Source organism: Kribbella endophytica (assembly GCF_054781295.1).
Window position 1 is genome coordinate 548981 of record NZ_BAAGUR010000002.1, and the last position, 17142, is coordinate 566122.

Annotated in this window: 15 protein-coding genes; 8 read left to right on the plus strand and 7 right to left on the minus strand. The window is 68.0% G+C overall.

The window, feature by feature from the left end:
- Nucleotides 1-56 precede the first annotated feature (56 nt).
- Nucleotides 57-482: an ester cyclase gene (locus ACYVIO_RS21070; protein ID WP_460652552.1), complete on the plus strand. Its 426-nt coding sequence runs from the start codon at nucleotides 57-59 to the stop codon at nucleotides 480-482.
- A 9-nt stretch (nucleotides 483-491) separates the two neighbouring features.
- Here ACYVIO_RS21070 and ACYVIO_RS21075 read toward each other — a convergent pair whose 3' ends face one another.
- Nucleotides 492-1472, minus strand: coding sequence for a carbohydrate kinase family protein (locus ACYVIO_RS21075; RefSeq protein ID WP_460652553.1), 981 nt, complete (start codon nucleotides 1470-1472; stop codon nucleotides 492-494).
- A gap of 94 nt (nucleotides 1473-1566) precedes the next feature.
- Here ACYVIO_RS21075 and ACYVIO_RS21080 point away from each other — a divergent pair, with 94 nt between their 5' ends.
- From ACYVIO_RS21080 to ACYVIO_RS21090, 3 genes are read left to right on the plus strand one after another with little or no spacing between them, the layout of a single operon-like run.
- Nucleotides 1567-2208, plus strand: a complete 642-nt coding sequence (locus ACYVIO_RS21080) for an O-methyltransferase (protein WP_460652554.1) — start codon at nucleotides 1567-1569, stop codon at nucleotides 2206-2208.
- Complete coding sequence (locus ACYVIO_RS21085; protein WP_460652555.1) at nucleotides 2205-2846, plus strand: ABC transporter ATP-binding protein; 642 nt, start codon at nucleotides 2205-2207, stop codon at nucleotides 2844-2846. The genes ACYVIO_RS21080 and ACYVIO_RS21085 overlap by 4 nt, the downstream gene beginning before the upstream one ends.
- On the plus strand, nucleotides 2843-4363 hold the full coding sequence (locus ACYVIO_RS21090) for a DUF6297 family protein (protein ID WP_460652556.1): 1521 nt from the start codon (nucleotides 2843-2845) through the stop codon (nucleotides 4361-4363). Before ACYVIO_RS21085 ends, ACYVIO_RS21090 begins: the two co-directional genes overlap by 4 nt.
- Here ACYVIO_RS21090 and ACYVIO_RS21095 read toward each other — a convergent pair.
- Complete coding sequence (locus ACYVIO_RS21095; protein ID WP_460652557.1) at nucleotides 4332-4682, minus strand: pyrophosphatase; 351 nt, start codon at nucleotides 4680-4682, stop codon at nucleotides 4332-4334. The genes ACYVIO_RS21090 and ACYVIO_RS21095 overlap by 32 nt on opposite strands.
- A 693-nt stretch (nucleotides 4683-5375) precedes the next feature.
- Here ACYVIO_RS21095 and ACYVIO_RS21100 point away from each other — a divergent pair.
- The 3 genes from ACYVIO_RS21100 (at nucleotide 5376) to ACYVIO_RS21110 (ending at nucleotide 7825) form a co-directional block, all read left to right on the plus strand.
- The gene (locus tag ACYVIO_RS21100) at nucleotides 5376-5753 is read left to right on the plus strand and encodes a hypothetical protein (protein ID WP_460652558.1); all 378 of its coding nucleotides are present in this window, start codon (nucleotides 5376-5378) and stop codon (nucleotides 5751-5753) included.
- The gene (locus ACYVIO_RS21105; protein WP_460652559.1) at nucleotides 5753-6508 is read left to right on the plus strand and encodes a hypothetical protein; all 756 of its coding nucleotides are present in this window, start codon (nucleotides 5753-5755) and stop codon (nucleotides 6506-6508) included. The genes ACYVIO_RS21100 and ACYVIO_RS21105 overlap by 1 nt, the downstream gene beginning before the upstream one ends.
- A gap of 963 nt (nucleotides 6509-7471) precedes the next feature.
- Nucleotides 7472-7825 carry a hypothetical protein gene (locus tag ACYVIO_RS21110; protein ID WP_460652560.1) on the plus strand — a complete coding sequence of 118 codons (354 nt, stop codon included), beginning with the start codon at nucleotides 7472-7474 and terminating at the stop codon, nucleotides 7823-7825.
- A 249-nt stretch (nucleotides 7826-8074) separates the two neighbouring features.
- Here ACYVIO_RS21110 and ACYVIO_RS21115 read toward each other — a convergent pair whose 3' ends face one another.
- Together ACYVIO_RS21115 and ACYVIO_RS21120 are read right to left on the minus strand one after the other, a co-directional pair.
- Nucleotides 8075-9319 (minus strand): hypothetical protein, encoded by a 1245-nt coding sequence (locus ACYVIO_RS21115; protein ID WP_460652561.1) that lies wholly within the window; start codon nucleotides 9317-9319, stop codon nucleotides 8075-8077.
- A 12-nt stretch (nucleotides 9320-9331) separates the two neighbouring features.
- Entirely contained in the window at nucleotides 9332-10873 is a 1542-nt protein-coding gene (locus tag ACYVIO_RS21120; protein WP_460652562.1) for an alkaline phosphatase D family protein, read from the minus strand.
- Nucleotides 10874-11002: 129 nt separating this feature from the next.
- On the opposite strand from ACYVIO_RS21120, the gene ACYVIO_RS21125 reads away from it, so the two are divergent.
- On the plus strand, nucleotides 11003-12472 hold the full coding sequence (locus ACYVIO_RS21125; RefSeq protein WP_460652563.1) for an agmatine deiminase family protein: 1470 nt from the start codon (nucleotides 11003-11005) through the stop codon (nucleotides 12470-12472).
- 24 nt (nucleotides 12473-12496) lie between these two features.
- On the opposite strand, the gene ACYVIO_RS21130 is transcribed toward ACYVIO_RS21125, so the two are convergent.
- The 3 genes from ACYVIO_RS21130 to ACYVIO_RS21140 all read right to left on the minus strand — a co-directional run bounded on the left by ACYVIO_RS21130 (nucleotide 12497) and on the right by ACYVIO_RS21140 (nucleotide 16952).
- A complete protein-coding gene (locus tag ACYVIO_RS21130) occupies nucleotides 12497-14734 on the minus strand; it encodes an RICIN domain-containing protein (RefSeq protein ID WP_460652564.1) in 2238 nt (745 codons plus the stop codon).
- 91 nt (nucleotides 14735-14825) lie between these two features.
- Entirely contained in the window at nucleotides 14826-15725 is a 900-nt protein-coding gene (locus ACYVIO_RS21135; RefSeq protein WP_460652565.1) for a peptidoglycan recognition protein family protein, read from the minus strand.
- A 153-nt stretch (nucleotides 15726-15878) separates the two neighbouring features.
- Nucleotides 15879-16952 carry an LLM class flavin-dependent oxidoreductase gene (locus ACYVIO_RS21140; RefSeq protein ID WP_460652566.1) on the minus strand — a complete coding sequence of 358 codons (1074 nt, stop codon included), beginning with the start codon at nucleotides 16950-16952 and terminating at the stop codon, nucleotides 15879-15881.
- Nucleotides 16953-17142: the final 190 nt, after the last annotated feature.

Here is a 17142-nt window from a genome sequence, read left to right on the forward strand (position 1 = left end):
TGCGTTGAGTGCAGTGATACTGCATCGAGTGCATCGCGAGTGTATTGGGGGAGAAGATGGTGGCAGGAAGCGCGTACGACGTGCTGGAGCGGATCCTGGTGGAGGGCTTCGCGACCGGCGACGACGGCATCGTGGACAAGCTGTGCGCCCCGGACCTGGTCGAGCACCAGTTCGGGCTGGCCGGCACCGGGGAGGAGGCGCGGACCCGGCTGCGGGCGGCGATCCGCGAGGTCCACGCGATGATGCCGGACGTCGTCTACACGATCGAGGACTCGGTGACGGTCGGCGACACCGTGTGGGTGCGCGGGCGAGCCCGGGGGACGGCGACCGGGAGCTTCTTCGGACCGCCGAGCGGCCGGCCGATCGACATAGCGCTGTTCGAGGTCGCGCGCGTCCGGGACGGCCTGCTCGTGGAGCACTGGGGATGTCCGGACCGGTTCGCCCTGCTGGCCCAGACCGGAGTGCTGGACCAGCTCGGGTGAGTCCGGCGGTCAGCCCAGGTTGAGAGTGCTCGCCGCCGTGGCGGCAGCCTCTTCGCCGTACGCCGAGGCGAGGCGCTTGAGGAAGGCCGGGCGGTCCAGCGTGTACTCCTGGGTGCCGACGGTCTCGAGGACCGTGGTGGCCAGCGTGCAGCCGATCTGGGCCGCGGCCTCGTGGTCGAGGCCGGCCGCGCGACCGGTCAGGTACCCGGCGCGGAAGGCGTCGCCGCCACCGGTCGGGTCGACCAGGCCGGGAGCCGGTACGGCGGGGATCTTGGCGAGCACGCCGTCGGCGTTCTCGATCACGACGCCGTCGCCGCCGTGCGTGGTGACGCGGACGCCGACGCGGCTGAGGATCTCGTCCTGGCTCCAGCCGGTCTTCTGCGCCATCAGGCCGGACTCGTACTCGTTGCTGAACAGGTACGTCGCGCCGTCGACCAGCTCGCGGATCTGCTCGCCGTCCATCCGGGCCAGCTGCTGCGACGGGTCGGCCGCGACGGCGATGCCGTGCTCCTTGGCCAGCCGGGTGTGCTTGAGCATGCCGTCCGGGTCGTCCGCGCCGATCAGCACCAGGTCGAGGCCGCCGGTCTTGGCGTGGATGTCGGCCAGGTCGATCTCGCGGGCCTCGGCCATCGCGCCGGTGTAGAAGGAGGCGATCTGGTTCGCGTCCAGGTCCGTCGTACAGGTGAAGCGCGCGGTGTGCACGTTCTCGCAGACGCGGACGTGGGAGACGTCGACACCGGCCTCGGTCAGCGCCGCGCCGTACTCGGCGAAGTCGGCCCCGACCGAGCCGACCAGCAGCGACGGGCGGCCGAGCTGGGCCATCCCGTAGCAGATGTTGGCGCCGACACCGCCGCGGTGCACGACCAGTTCGTCGACCAGGAACGACAGCGACACCTTGTGCATCTGCTCACCGACGAACTGGTCCTTGAAGCGTCCTGGGAACGTCATCAGGATGTCGGTCGCGATCGATCCGGCGACGGCGATCTGCATGCTTTGGTACTCCTAGAAGGGGTCGGTGTCGAGCGGTCGGACAACCCGTAGAGACTACAGGCGACCGAACACGACGAGGAAACGGCGGAAACGGATGGGCAACCAGGTCCAGGTGACCGACCAGCTGCACGACTACATGGTGGCGCACGGGATGCCGCTTGACGAGATCGCCACCGAGCTGGTCGCGGAGACGCAGAAGCTCGGCTCGGCCGCCGTGATGCTGACCACGGCCGACCAGGCCGCGCTGCTGACCACGCTGACCCGGCTGATCTCGGCGAAGCGCGCGGTCGAGATCGGTACCTTCACCGGCTTCTCCGCGCTGGCGATCGCGCGCGGCCTGCCCGACGACGGGCAGCTGATCTGCCTCGACGTCAGCGACGAGTGGACCTCGATCGGCCGCCCGTACTGGGAGCGCGCCGGTGTCGCGGGCAAGATCGAGCTGCGGATCGGCGACGCGCACCAGTCGGCCGCCGAGCTGGACGGCGAGTTCGACCTGGCCTTCGTCGACGCCGACAAGCCGGGCTACATCGAGTACTTCGAGCACCTGGTCCCGCGGATCCGCCCGAACGGCCTGCTGCTGTTCGACAACACGCTGGCCGGCGGCCGCGTGGTCGGGGTGCACGACGAGGACCCGGTTGACCGCAAGGAGTTCAACGCGCACGTCGCCGCGGACGACCGCGTCGACGTGGTGATGCTCGGCATCGGCGACGGGCTGACGCTGGTCCGCAAGCGATGAGCAAAGCGGCTCCCCGGCTCGCGGTGACGGGCCTGCGGCACCTGTACGCCGACCGGCCGGTGATCGAGGACCTGACCTTCAGCCTCGCCGCCGGCCGGGCGGTGGCGCTGGTCGGCCCCAACGGCGCGGGCAAGACGACCGTGCTGCGCTGCATCGTCGGCGCGCACGAACCCGCGGCCGGCAAGATCCTGCTGGACGGCGTACCGATCGACGAGCGCGCGGAGGTCGTCCGGCGAGATGTCGCCGCGCTGCTGGACGACCTGGACTTCTTTCCTGACCTGACCGCGGCCGAGCATCTCGACCTGCTCGCTCGCGCGCACGGGAACCCGGAGCCCGAAGACCTGGTCGACACGTTGCTCGACGACGTCGGGCTGCTGGCTGCGGCTGATCAGCTGCCGGGGTCGTTGTCGTCGGGTCAGCGTCGGCGGCTCGCGCTGGCGACCGCGTTGGTGCGGCCACGGAAGCTGCTCGTGCTCGACGAGCCGGAGCAGCGGCTGGACACGGCGGGTGTGGCGTGGCTGGCGGAGCGGCTGAAGGCGGAGAAGAAGGCGGGGACGTCGGTGGTGTTCGCGAGTCATGATCCGGCCCTGGTGGAGGCCGTGGCGGACTCCCGCGTCGAACTCACCCCGCTGCCGTGAGCGCCGCCTCTTCCGAAGGTCCCGTGGTGTTCGACCCGGCCGACTTCGGTGCGATCCCGCGGTCGGTCGAGCTGCGGCGCTGGATGCGCAAGGTCCGGCGCGGCAAGGCCGACCGCACGTTCTGGCAGCAGTTCGAGGACGTCTACCTGGTGATCTTCGCGCTGGCCATGCTCGGCGCGACCGGCGGCAACGTCGTACGGCACCTGAACAACAAGTCCGCGGCGTGCTCGTCGGCCTCGTGCGGCTGGTTGCTGGACACGGTGCCGTGGATCCTGGTGCCGCTGCTGGTGTCGTGGATGCTGCGGGTGCTGCTGAGCGTCGGACCGGTGTCGGCGTCGCGCGCGACTGGCTTTTGGTTGCTGACGACACCTGTCGATCGCGGCGCGCTGCTGCGCCCGGCGTACCGGCTGGTGATCGTGGTGGCCGCGGTGATGGGTGCCCTGGCGGCGGTGATCGGGTTCGCGTTGTTCGGTGCTGGCTGGTCGACCGTGGGAGAGGCGGCGCTGCTGACGGTGTTGCTGCTGGTCGGTACGGCGTGCGCGACGGTGTGGGCGCAGCAGGTGCCGGCGAGAGGTCGATGGGCGCTGCGGATTGCTGACTTGTTGCTTGTGGTTGCTGCGATCCCCGCATTGATCCTGGCCACGCAAGCCGGCAAGAGTAATGAGCCCAGAAGTTTTGCTGTCGTCAGTGACTTTCATGTGCGGTTGCTGGGGTTGGCGGCAGTAGTTGCCGTGCTCTCCGGTCTGCTCATCTTCTTCACCGCTCGCACCTTGGCGCGGTTGCCCAAGCAGAGTTTGGTGGCCGGTGGTGATCTGCTCGCCGGGATGGCCGGGGCTGCGATCACCATGGACGTGAGTCTGCTGGCTGACGTCGTGGCCGGGCGGCACTGGCGGATGATTGGGCGGTTGAAGTCGCGGCGCGGGCGAGGCGAGCGCGTGCAGGCGATCATCCATCGCGAGTTCCTCCGGGTACTGCGCTGGCCGCGGCGGCTGATCGTGGGCGCCGGGCTGCTCGTCGTTCCGTACGCCGTCGCCGGCACCGGGTACGACGTACTCGTGCCGATCGCGGCAGGCTTCGCCGGGTTCGCGGCGACGCGGCCGTTGATGGACGGGCTGCGGTCGGTCTGCCGGTCGACCGGGCTGGTGCGTGCGCTCGGGATGGACCTGAAGGATCTGCGGGTCGCGATGGCCGTCGTACCGGGTGGGTTCGTGCTGCTGTGGACACTGGCGGCCAGCCCAGCGTTGGGCGACGCGCCGACGACCTTCGCGGTCGCGGCGGGCATCCTGACCGGCGTCGTACGACAGGCGTCCGCGCGACCACCGTCGTACGCCGGCCCGCTGGTCGCGTCGCCGATGGGCGCGATTCCGCCAGGGCTGTTCTCGCAGCCGATCCGTGGGTTCGACCTGTTGCTGCTGTGTCTGCTGCCGGTGCTGTTCGGCTGGCCGCCGCTGTGGTGCTACGTGATCCCGGGCATCGTGCTGGCGATCATGTTCTCGATTCGGCCGAAGACGGCGTGACCGCAGCGTTCAGTTGCGCCTCGCGGATGAGCCACTTGCGCTCGATCGCGGCCGGTACGTCGACCGCGTGGTGCCGCGCGAGCAGCAGCAACTGACACAGCACGTCGGCGAACTCGAGCTCGAAGCCTTCCCGGATCTCTTCGTCCGTGAGCCCTTTGGTCCGGGCGCGCCCGGTGACCTGCAGGTAGGACTGGGTGAGCTCACCCAGCTCCTCCTGCAGCTTGAGCAGGAACCAGTCCCCGTCCCGCTCGATCCCCAGGTACTCGCCGTACCGCTCGGAGATCCGCTCGGCCCGCTCGCTCAGTTCGGTGATGTCCACGGGGCCCAGCCAACCAGGCCCCGTGGACAGTGTCGTCGGTGCAGCCCTCCGGTGCGCCCAACACACAGCAGGAGGTCAAGGTCGCTCGGCCCGAGGGCAACCATGCCAACGTGGACATGGTTGCCGATGCTGATCCCCGGGGCGCTCAGCACACAGCAGGAGGCCAACGCCGCCTGACCCGAGGGTGACCACGCCAGCGTGGCTGGGGCCCGCAGTTCGGAACGTCGCACAGGTCGGCTGGCCTTTGCTGCAGACGAGCTCGTACGTCTCCAGGATGATCGGGTAGTCCCTGGCCGGTCGTGCGGCTCACTGCGTGGGACAAGCTCCCTAGACACCACCTGGCTGTAGTGGCCTTCAGCGGATGTTGGGGCGGCTTGATTTCTGGCTGCGACACGGCGGCTGGGTGGGACAGCTAGCTCGGGGACAGAGCGCCGGTTTCCTAAACTGTGCGTCGCAGGTTCGAATCCTGCCGAGGCACCCTGCAGGTCAGCGGCATGTTGTGACAGATCGACCTTGACCTATCAGTCAGCATGAGCCTTCCAGTACGCTGGCCCGCTGAGGCCTCGGCCCAGCCTTTTCCAATTGAGGGCGTGAGGCCTTTTGGCACCTCGCTGACAGGCTCGCTCGCGAAACTTTCCGGACGGCTCCGCCAGGGAGTACTCCCGAAGCAGATCCGCGCCCTAGACTCTTCCGGTGGACGACGAGTTGCGGATCACGGTGGCCGGCGTAGCAGGGTTACCGGAGCCGACGAAGAAGGCGCTACACGAGGCGCTGGAACGCCGCGCCCAGGAGACGTTAGCCGAGGCCGGTCGCCTGGAGGCAGCCAACAACTCTGGGGTCAACGTCCCGATGATCACGCCCACCCACATCAGCGACGCTGACACCTACCAACGCAGGGGCTACGGGCGCTCAAAACTCGGGAAACCTGCTCGCAACTGGCTCCTGATCAGCGGGATGGCTACGTTTGTAGGAGGCCACTTCACGAACAACATCACCAAGCCATGGGGGGCCATCGGCTTTGTCATCTGCGCCCTAATCGCATTCATTTCCTTCGTTAAAGGTTCAGACTAATGCCAGGAGAAGAGTCAGAGCCACGAGACGCCCACCTCAGTGGGCCTGCAGAGGAACACTTACGCGAACTTCTCGAGGACTTGCGAGCCGAGATCATCAACCGGGCGCAGAGGAAAGCAGTTGTTGACACGTCGCCCAATCGGGAAATGAGTCCTGCTGATATCGATTCAGCTGCCGCCGATCTCGGCTACTCGATACGAAGCGAGGCCATGAGCGGCAGTGGGCGAGGATCGAGCCGTCGATTCATTATGGTGATCGGCGTCCTCGGGTCGGCCGGGTTGGCGATCTTGGTTACATATTTTGTTCGGAACGTGGATCTCAGCACGGCAGACCGGTGGGCATCCATACTCGGCGGTATCACGGCCGTGGCCGGGCTTGTGCTCTCTCTCATCGCAGCCCGCGACCTGAAGCGCCACGGAGACGCTGCGAAGCTGGAGAAAACGCCGGCTTCGGACCCACGAGTTCCGCTAGCCGAGGCAAATTTCTTGCTCGAATGGGCCAATTTGGAGAACGGCATTCGGGCGGAAGTGACCGCTAATCACGATCTTCCATCCCAGAACGTCCCCTTGGGATCACTGCTACGCCTATACGCCACAGACAAGGACCTGAGTTCAACAGAAGTGAAAGAACTCCGCAGCCTCCTTCAACTGAGAAACGAGTTAGCTCACTCCCGTCCAGGGGCTCAAGAACCTGGCCGAGTCATCGAGGCTTTCCCAGTGCTCCGCCGGTACCTGAGCAAGCTGAATGAGCACTGATGACTCGGCCCAGGTCTGACACTCAAGTCTTCTAACGGGGCCAGCCCCGAAGCGACCAGGAGCCCGAGTGGCTCCTGGCCTCCACGTCGCAGTTGTCCCGATTCGGTCATCGATGCAGGCCGCGTGGAGGTCGCACGCGAAGCGCCTCCAGCTTTGCTTGCCTGCGGTATTTTGTCATGCGGCTCACCCGTGCATTTCAACCGGAAAGGCAGGGTTCGTGAACTGATGGACGGCTGCGGTGGATCCAGTCAGTTGTTCTGAGGTGGGTGAGGGCAACTTCCTCATCGACATCCTTGCGAACCAGCCTGGCAGCGTGCGCGATCTCGAAGTCAGCTCGGTACTGGGTCGGCGTTTGTTGCTCTGACCGGTGGTGCGAAGCTGTCCCGCGCCTTCGCCACATCTGGTTCTGTCGGGGCGAGTCAGTTCCAGATGGCTGCATGGAGCTGTCGAACGAGACTGCGCTGCACTTCTCGTTGTCAGCGCTGCGAGCGTGGCTGCTTCTAGCTGCGCACATCTGACAGCACTGAGAGGAGCTCTCCCTCGGCAGTTGGCGGATGATCTTACTCGCGGAATAGGCCCTTATGCAGCCCGGAAAATCACGGTCGGGCACTCGGCTTCTATTGGACATGGCGCCAAGGCGTGCGACTCTGGACTTGTGCTCTAGGTGTTAACCGGTACGTACTTTCCGAAACGTGCGGCTCAACGAGACAACCATCGCTGGACCCTGTACACCAACGCGAACTTCGTAGGCCACGATCGCGTCGACGTACAGATTGGGCACCTGGTGCCAGCCGCAGAGTGGGTCCACCGTCAATACCATCCTCGCACATGTCACCGAGCGCCTCGAAGCGGTCTTGCCTGACGGCTCCGACGACTTCATGATTTCCATCGAGGGCGACGTCATCGTCGAGGATCTCGCCATCGTCCTGTCCTTCGCTGAATGTAACCTTTACGCCCGTCCGTGTGAAGGTCGATCGATTGATCCGCAACCCATCGGGCTCGCACCATAGTCCCGCGCCGGCCGACATCCCTCCACGAACCTTCACCCCAAATCTGGTCCTTCACGACGACGACATCGAGGACCTGCAGAAATTCACGTCTGATCTACTAATGCTCAATCGGACCGTGTACGAGCAAGCTATGAGCGCAATGCGCCGCATCGTGACGGCGAGCGAGCGCGTTGCGGAGGATCCGACGCTCGCCTATACCGACTACGTCGCCGCCCTTGAATCATTGTCAATCAGCACGGAGATGCCGTTGCCTGCGTGGGAGCGCCTAGATCCCCGGAACCGCCGCATCCTAGACCAGTCCGCCTGACGCGTGTCGAGAGCGGACATCATCTCGCTGACGCTCATCGACCAGATCGGCCGGACATCGCACTTTCTATGCACCGAGTCTGCAGTACGCCGCCTAAAGTTCTCGGCCCAGATCCCTTGCTGGCAAGAGATTCAGGGAATCTTTAGGTTCGCCCGGACCAGCGCCCCGGGCCGGTGTCCCGGACCAGCATCCTGAATCCAAGCCCGGATCAGCGTCCTGGGCCGGCATCCCGGCCCAGGACACTTCCGATCACCAGCCGTTGTTGGCGAAGCTGTGGCCGAGGATGACTTGGTCGAAGGTGTTGCCGTCGTTGTCGTCGGTGTAGGCGACGGCGACCTCGGACCACGGCGAGACGGCGACGGCGACCTGTTCCTGGCGGCCGTCGGTGAGTTGACTCAGGCGCTGCGCCGACAGCCGACCGGTGTCGGAGCCGTCGGGGGCGAAGCCGCGGACCCAGACGTCGAGATCGGTGGCCTGGGTGGTCCAGCCGACGACCGAGTTGGCCTGGTCGTCGATGCCGATGGAGGGTTGTGTCGCTGCTGAGGCGACCTGGAGATCGGCGTGGCGTGCGGTGCCGGTGGACGTGAACGATCGCGTGGCGGTCGTCGTACCGGACTGCCAGGCGACCGCGAAGTCGCCGTTGAAGTTGGAGGCGACACTCGCCTTGGTCTGCTCGCCGGTGAGCGTGGCGTTCGCCGTACGACGAGTCAGGTTGACCGCGCCGTTGGTGCGCGCGAGCCGGACCAGGCCGACGTCGTACGACGCGTTGGCGTCGGCGTCGTCGTCCCAGACCACGACCGCGTCACCGGAGGCCGAGACCGCGACGTCTGGGTTGTGGTGCTGGCCGGTCGTCGCCGAGGCGGTGACCTCCCAGGCGCGCGTGGTCGGGCCGGTGAACCCTGCCGCCTTGATCGTCGCCGGCGTACCGGTCTGGATGTCCTCCCAGGCCACGGTGAACGCGACGGCCGCGGTCGACGGAGCGCCGTCGGGATCGACGGCGACGCGCGGCTTGAGCTGCTGGCCGTCCGAGTTGCTGTTGGCGCTGCCCGACGCGGTCACGGTCCCGGCCGTGTTCACGACCCGGTACGGGACGTTGTAGTAGCCGTTGCCGTCCGGGTCGTCGGCCCACACCACGACGGCGTTGCCCTTGTCGTCCAGGCCGACGTCCGGCGTCAGGTGCCGCCAGTTGGTGATGCCGCTGCCGCCGGCGGCCGACAGCTTCTTCTCGTAGACAGCGGTGCCGTTGCGGAACAGGCGAAGGTAGATCTCGCTGTGCGCGTTGTCCTCCGCGGCGGTGGTGTCGCGGTCGTCCTCCCAGACCACGGCGACGTACCCGGTCCGGTTGGTCGCGATCGCCGCGACGTCCTGGTCGCCGGTGGAGGCGCTGTTCGCGGTCACCCAGGTCGGCGCCGCGACGGCGGCCTGGGCGGTGAGAACGCCGGTGGTGCTGAGCAGGATCGACGCGACGGTGATCCCCAGAAGCTTCTTCTTCATGGTCGTTTCCCCTCAGACCGTCTGCAGGCCAGGCTGGCCCTCTTCGACGACGAACGACTTCACCGTGGTCGCGGCGGCGCCGTGCTCGGACACCTTGGCGACCGCACGGAAGTCGGCGCGCATCTGCGTCGGGCTGAGCGTCGTACGGATGTAGCCGCGCCGGTTGTTGTAGAACTTCAGCCACGGGTTCGTGCCGACGTCCGGGATCGTGGTCGCGCCGTCGCCGTCACCGCTGGAGGTGACCGAGCTGGTGACGAGCTCCTGGCCGATCACGGCCGACGCCGGGTTGTTGTAGTCGGCAACCAAGTTGCTGGCCCAGGCGCGGTGCACGTCGCCGGTCAGTACGACGGGGTTGCGCACGCCGCGATCCACCCAGCCCTGCTGGATCCGGGCGCGGGAGGCGCGGTAGCCGTCCCACGAGTCCATGCTCGCGCCGGTCGAGTTGAACCGGCGCGCGAAGAACACCTGCTGGCCGAGGATGTCCCACGTCGCGGTGCGCTGCGCCAGGTTGTTCAGCAGCCAGGTCTCCTGCGCGTTGCCCGGCAGGCTGCGGCTGGCCAGGTCAGCGTCCGGACAGGTCTTCCAGCCGTCGCCGCAGGCCTGGTCGTTGCGGTACTGCCGGGTGTCGAGCATGTGGAAGCTGGCCAGCTTGCCCCACGGCAGCTTGCGGTACAGCGGGATGCTCGCGCCACTCGGCGCCTGCGCGGGCCGCAGCGGCATGTTCTCGTAGTACGCCTTGTACGCCGAAGTCTGTCGCGCGGTCCACTGCGCGGCGGTCAGCGACGGCGTGCTGTCGGCACGGATGTTGCCGGCCCGGTTGTTCTCGATCTCGTGGTCGTCCGGTACGACGATCCACGGCGCGGCCGCGTGCGCGGCCTGCAGGTCCGGGTCGGACTTGTACTGCGCGTACCGGCGGCGGTAGTCGGCCAGCGAGACGATCTCGGACGCGCCCGCGTGCAGCCGCGGGCGGCCGGTCGTTGCGCCGTACTCGTAGATGTAGTCGCCGAGGTGCAGGATGACGCCCGGGTTGTCCTCGGCCATCCGGCGGTAGACGGTGAAGTAGCCCTCCTCGTAGTGCGAGCAGGAGGTGAACGCCATCACCAGGTCGCGGCCGTTCGTGCCGGGCGCGGGGGCGGTCCGGGTGCGGCCGACGGGGGAGAGGTGGCCCTGGGCACGGAAGCGGTAGAAGTAGTCGGCGTCGGGGTTGAGCCCGGCGGCGACGACGTGCACGGAGTGGGCGGCGGCGTACGTCGCGGTGACCGAGCCGGACGCGACCAGCGTGGTGAAGCGGTCGTCGGTGGAGACCTGCCAGTCGACGGCGACGTTGGCGTTCGCCATGCCGCCCTGGCCGTCGGCGTTGAGCGGGGAGGGTGCGAGGCGGGTCCAGAGGACGACGCTGCTCGCGTCGGGTTCGCCGGAGGCGACGCCGAGCTGGAACGGGTACGGGACGGCGGCGGTGGCTGTGACGACGCTGGAGGAGTAGGCGGGGACGGCCGCGGCGCCGGCCGCCGCGAGTCCGCCGAGCATGAGTGTTCGACGACTGATCGGGCTCATCGGTCTCACCTTCGTGAACGGGGCGGGAGTTCGTTCACCATGGTGGCGCGGTTTGTGTAACTTTTCTACTACTCGGCGTGAACACTCTGCGTGCGATCATCGGCGCGACGATCGAACGGGGAGTGAACGATGCTGGGCCGGCGGGAGCTGCTGCGTGCCACAGGCGTGGCGGGACTGGGGATGGTCGTGGGCGGGTGCCGCGAGGAGCCGTCGGTGAACGTGACGCCGACGAGCGGGACTACTGCCGACGGGACGCCCTCGGGCGGGCCTTCGACGGGTTCGCCTGGGCCGGCTGGGTTCCGGATGCCGGCCGAGGGCGGGCCGCACGCGGTGACCTGGATGGCGTACGGCGCGACGCCGGGCGTGTGGGGTGAGGACTCCGTTTCGGCGTACGGGCGGGATCTGCGCAACAGCCCCGTCGTCGCGCGGCAGGACCTGGTCCGGCTCGCGGCGACGATCTCCCGGTTCGAACCGGTCGCGTTGCTGGTGAACTCCGCGGCCGACGAGACTGAAGCGCGTCGCTTCCTCGCCGCCTGCAGCGCCGGACGCGCGGTCAAGGATCAGGTCGGCGACGAGCTCGACCGGTCCGGTCGGATCTACGCGGGTGGGGAGAAGCTGCCGGCGGTTGGGACCGTGGACCTCGTCCGGATGCCGCTGAACGACCTGTGGGCGCGCGACACCGCTCCGGTCTTCGTCCGCGACACCGGCGGACGTCTGCACGCCGTCGACCTGAACTTCAACGGCTGGGGGCAGTGGCTGCCGCGCACCGGGCTGCCCGGCTGGCGCAAGGACCCGGCCAAGACGAGGAACGGGATCCGCGACCAGCCGATCACGCGCGACCGCGGTTTCGCGGCCGGGATCGCCGCCGACGCCGACATCCAGGTCGTGCGGACCTGGCTGACGATGGAAGGTGGCGGGCTCGAGGTCAACGGCGCGGGACTCGGGGTCGCGACCGAGAGCTGCATCCTCAACCCGAACCGGAACCCGGGCAAGACGAAGGCCGCCGTCGAGGCCGAGCTGCGGCGGCTCTTCGGCGTCGAGCGGATGCTGTGGATGCCGGGCCGGCCGGCCATCGAGCTGACCGACTGGCACGTCGACTTCCTCGCCAGGTTTGTTGCCCCCGGCAAACTCCTGTACGCCGCGTCGGACGATCCGGACGACGGGCCCGACCAGCGCGCGCTGCGGGCGGGGGTGGAGGAGATCAACGCGCTGCCGGCGAACGAGCGAGCCCTGCTGCTCGGTGGAGGCGGAAGGTCCGGCGGAGGCGGCGCCGGGGCGGATCGGCTGACGCTGCACGCGGTGCAGCCGCCCGATCCGGAGCAGGTCTTCGCGGCGTACGAGGAACGCAACCGCGCGCTGCCGATCACCGAGCGCGGTGCCGACGAGTTCGGCGAGACCGCCGCGACCGGGTACGTCGGGTACTACGAGGCCAACGGGTGCGTGGTGCTCGGGCAGTTCGGGGACCTCGAGGCCGACCAGGCGGCGTACGACCTGATCTCGGAGCTGTACCCCGATCGCGTCGTCGTACAGCTCACGACGGACGGCCTCGCCAACGCGGGCGGGACGATCCACTGCGCGACCCAGCAGCAGCCCGCCTGAGCGGGCTGCTGCCTGGCCGATCCGCTAGGGGTAGTTGACCCACTGAGCGACGTTGGTGCTCGAGTTGGACGGACCGCCGGTGTTGTTGATGACGTGGGCGATCGTGCCGCGGCCGCCGAGCGAGACGGTGACCATGTTGTGGAACTTCACGCCCGCCTTGTTCGGCACTTCGAAGGCGCGTTCGGCGACGATGCTCGCGTCGCTGGTGAAGACGCAGTAGCTGCCGAGCCCCCAGGCCTCGTGCGTGGTGACCGAGTCGGCCACCTTGTACGCGGCGTACCCGCGGGTGGACCCGTTCATCCAGGCGCCCTGGTTCGGCGGGTCGTACGGCAGCTCGTTCTGGTAGAAGTACGTCCGGCCGCCGTTGCCGTTCCAGATCGTCTGGTACTTCTGGTAGTGCTCGACGAACAGCCCGTACGCCGTGACGTTGTCCCCGTTGACGACCAGCCCGGTGTCGGCGGTGTTCACGTTCCAGCCGACGCCGTCGCGGTGGTCACCGCGCCACAGCCACGCGTGGTCGAGGATCACGTTGTCGCTGTTGATCCGCAGCGTCTCGGTCGCCTTGCCGACCGCCGAACCGCCGATCCGGAAGTACAGGTCGTGCAGCGATGTCGGGTTCGCGCTGTGGTTGGCCGAGGCGCCGGTCTGGCCGACCTCCATCAGCAGCGACGAGTTGGTCGGCGCCGCGTCGATCAGCAGGCCGGCGATCTTGACCCCGTCGACGTCGGCGACGGTGATCGCGCTGTTGCCGTTGGTCGGCATGATCGTGGCCAGGCCGAGGCCGAGCACGACGGTGTCCGGCCGGGTGATCCGCAGCGGCTCGCTGATCCGGAAGATGCCCGGGGTGAACAGGATGTTCTTGCCCGCGGCAAGTTCCGCGTTCAGCGTCGCGCCCGAGACGCCGGGCTTGGCGATGTAGAACTGGCTGATCGGCAGCGACTGGCCGGCGGGGTTGCCGCTCGTCCAGCTCGGCCCGGCCGAGTTCGTCCGGATCGCCGGGACGAACACCTGGTAGGCGCCGGCGTTGTCGACGTACAGGTACGGCTTCTCGCGGACCACCGGCGTCTGCGCGACCTTCGTGTACGGCGGGTTCGGGAACGTGCCGGCCGGAGCGTTCTGCGCACCGACGAAGACCATGTTCCAGTTCTGGCCGGTCCAGCTGCCCCAGTTGGTGTTGCGTGACAGCCACTGCTGCTGGCTGCCCGACCGGACCTGGCCGTCGACGAGCGTGTCGGCCATGAATCCGCCGCTGGCCCAGCCGCCGTCGTCCAGGGCGAGGTTGCCCTTCAGATGCATCCGCCGGTACGCCGACGCCTGGCTGACCGCCCACCGGTCGAGCCCGCCGGGCGGCGTGACGGACAGGCCCTCGGCGCCGCGCCAGAAGTTGTGGGTCGCGTTCTGCGGCGGGAACCAGTCGGCCTCGACGTGCACGGCGCCGTTGATGTTCACGCTGTCCGGCGTCAGGCCGAGGCCCGCGACCTGGGTGAAGAAGCCGACGTTCGCGCTGACGTTGTAGGTGCCGGGCTTGAAGAGGAGGGCGTACCGCTGCTCGCCGTACTGGTTCTCCTCCTGCTGGTTGAACACCTGGTCCAGGCGGCTTTGGATCTGGCTGGCAGGCGTCGACGGGTCGAAGACCGACACGTTCGGGCCGAGGTCCGGCGTACCGGGCGGGTTGGTCGGAGGCGTGCCGTCCACAGGGCTGATCCTGAACGATTGGGCGGCGCTGCCGTTGCAGGTGTACTGCTGCAGCTGGACGCTGTCCGAGACCGAAGCCGACGGGACGTCGAGGCACTTGCCGCTGTTGCGGTTGACGAGGTGGTAGGCGCCGTCGGCCTCCTCGACCGGGCGGAACTGCTGGTTGTTGCCGTTGCCGAAGGCCCACAAGTGGATCAGCGCGCCGTCGGCGGTGGAGACGTTGCTGACGTCCAGCACCTGGGTCGCGGCGTTGCGCGCGTTGATCCGCACGTAGCCGTCGGAGGTCGGCTGGAACTGCCACTGCTGCGCGGTGCTGGTGTTGCACGCGTACTGCTGGACGGCGGTGCCGTTCGCCGTACCGGCCGCGCGGGCGTCGACGCACTTGCCGCTGTGCTTGGCGGCGACGGTGTTCCAGCCGGTGGGGGAGATGGCGGCGGTGCCTGCGGTGGCGTCGGGTGAGCTGACGACAGTCAGCGCAGTGGCGACGACGGCGGCCACCAGGGCCGCCGAGACCGCCGCGAAGCGGCGACCACGCGGCGGCGGGCGGAGTGGGGCGACTCCAGGCATGGGTGGTTCTCCTCAGGGTCGGGGCGGACCCACGCTCGGAATGCGCATTCGGGCGGGGGTGACCTAAGGAAAGCCAAGATGCTTACTTAATTCAAGAGGTGGAGGAAGGGTTGTCGGATTCCGGAACCGCTTCCGGTGCGGTCTGCTGGCTCGCGCCGTTCGGCAGCGCCGCCAGGATCGCGTTGAAGCGGCGCACGTAGTCCTCGTAGCGGCCGGCCTCCTGGTTGACCAGGCCCTGGACGCGGCGCTGCAGGTCGGCGTACCGGCCCTCCTCCTGGTCGGTCAGCGCCTGCACGCGGTTCGCCAGATCGGCGTACCGCTGCGCCTCCGCGGTCTGGAACTTGCGCAGCTCGGCGAGTACCTCGTCGGCGTTTGCCATGTCGTCTCCATCGGGTCCGGCCCGCAGTACGGCGGCCAGGTCGGTACGGAACTTGTTCATCGGGTTGCGGCCCGGGTCGGTCTTGCGGCGGGTGTGCTCGCGGTGTCCGATCACCGCGAGCGCGTTCCAGCCGTGGAAGTCGCAGATCGCGGCGGCGTGCAGCAACGCCGTACGGTACGCGGCCGCGGTCATCGCCCGCGCACCGTCGTACCGGACCTCGTTGCCGTAGTAGTGCGCGTTGCCGTCGACGTTGTCCGCGCCCGGCTTCAGCTCGGACGCGTAACCGGCGTAGTTCTGCGCGGTCACCCGGCTGAGCGTGGTCTGCGACCCGCGCCCGGCATGGTTGGCCCGGCCGACCGCACCGACGTGCAGATCGCCGTCCATGTCGGTCGACACGTTGCACAACGGCCCGGGGATCCCCTCCTCGGCCCGGCCACGCACGAACAGGAAGTTCAGGTAGTCGTCACTCTGGGAGTTGCTGCCGGTGTGATGCACGATCACCCCCCGCACGTCCCCGAACGCACCAGGCCTGCCCCGCGTCCGCCATCCCGGGTACTCCCGGAACTTGACCCCCCACTTCCGCAACGCCGCCACCATCTGGTCAGCCGTCATCGGTCGGGCCAAAACAACACCTCACACGCCTCACGTCTTCACCGACAGTGGCGAAGCTCGTACCGGGAGTAGTCCCCGTTCATTCCCCAGGTAAACCTCACCGTCCGAGGAACCTACTCACTCCGAGCGACCGCGTCGAGGGAAGAGCGTGAATCAGTGCCTGAGCAGCGGCAGGAGTTGGTCGCCTGCTCGGATGATCTCCTCGCGGTAGGGGGTGTCGGAGAGGATGAAGTGGGTGAGGCCTAGGTCCTGGTACTTGCGGAGCGACTTGGCGACGTCTTCGGCGGAGCCGACGAGCCAGGTGGTGCCGGCGCCTCCGCCGCCGTACTTGCCGGGGGCGGTGTAGAGGTTGTCGTCGAGTACGTCGCCGCGTTCGGCGAGCTCGAGGAGGCGTTGCTGGCCGACGGCCTTGAAGCGTCGGGCGTTGGGGCCGTGGGTGTCGCGGAAGTTGGTGTCCTGCGCCATCTTCTCGACCTTGGCCTCGGCGTCGGCCCAGGCTTCTTCGGTGGTGTCGCGGATCAGCGTCGTGATGCGCAGGCCGTACTCGAGGGGCTTGTGCTCGCGGCCGAGTTCTTGCTGGAGGCCGTTGAGGCGGTCGATGCGTTCGGCGATGCCGTCGAGCGGTTCGCCCCAGAAGAGCTGGACGTCGGCGTCGGTCGCGGAGACGCGTTCGGCGGCGGGGGAGGCGCCGCCGAAGTAGAGCCGCGGGTGCAGACGTCCTTCCCGTACGACGGGCCGAGTGGCGACCGTCGAGTTGGTGACCTGGAAGTGCTCGCCGGTGAAGGTGACGTCCTCCTCGGTCCACAGGCGTCGTACGAGCTGGAGGAACTCCTTGGTGCGCGCGTACCGCTGCGCCTGGTCGCCCTCGCTGTCGCCGTACGCCGCGAGGTTGTCCTGCCCGGAGACGATGTTGATCAGCAGTCGCCCGTCGCTCAGCTCGTCGAGCGTGCTCGCGGCCGACGCGAAGTGCGCGGGGTGCCAGTAGCCGGGCCGAATCGCCGCCAGCGGCTGGAACGCCGTCGTCCGCGCCGCGAGCGCCGTCGCCACCGTCAACGTGTCCGGCCGGCCCCAGCCCGTCCCGAGGAGAGCGCCGCCCCAGCCGTGCTGCTCGGTCAGCCGCGCGAGGTCGGTCAGCCGGTCGAGGCTGTTGTGCCCGTCGGTCGTGTCGTCACCCCGGTGTCCGGGCCGCACCTGATTGGGGATGTACCAGAGGAACTCGAGACTCATGAGCTGGGACCTTTCGGCGGAGGACGCGACTCAAAAGACTGTAATCCACCTGAACTACTGCACTTTGACCGTCTCAGTGTTCGGCATTGACATCGTTGTCCTCGGTGGCGACGATACTTCCGCACGCCAGAAGGGAAACGTTTCCAACCTCGGTCGGTCGAGCCGCCCCTGGAGCCTCGAGGAGATCCGC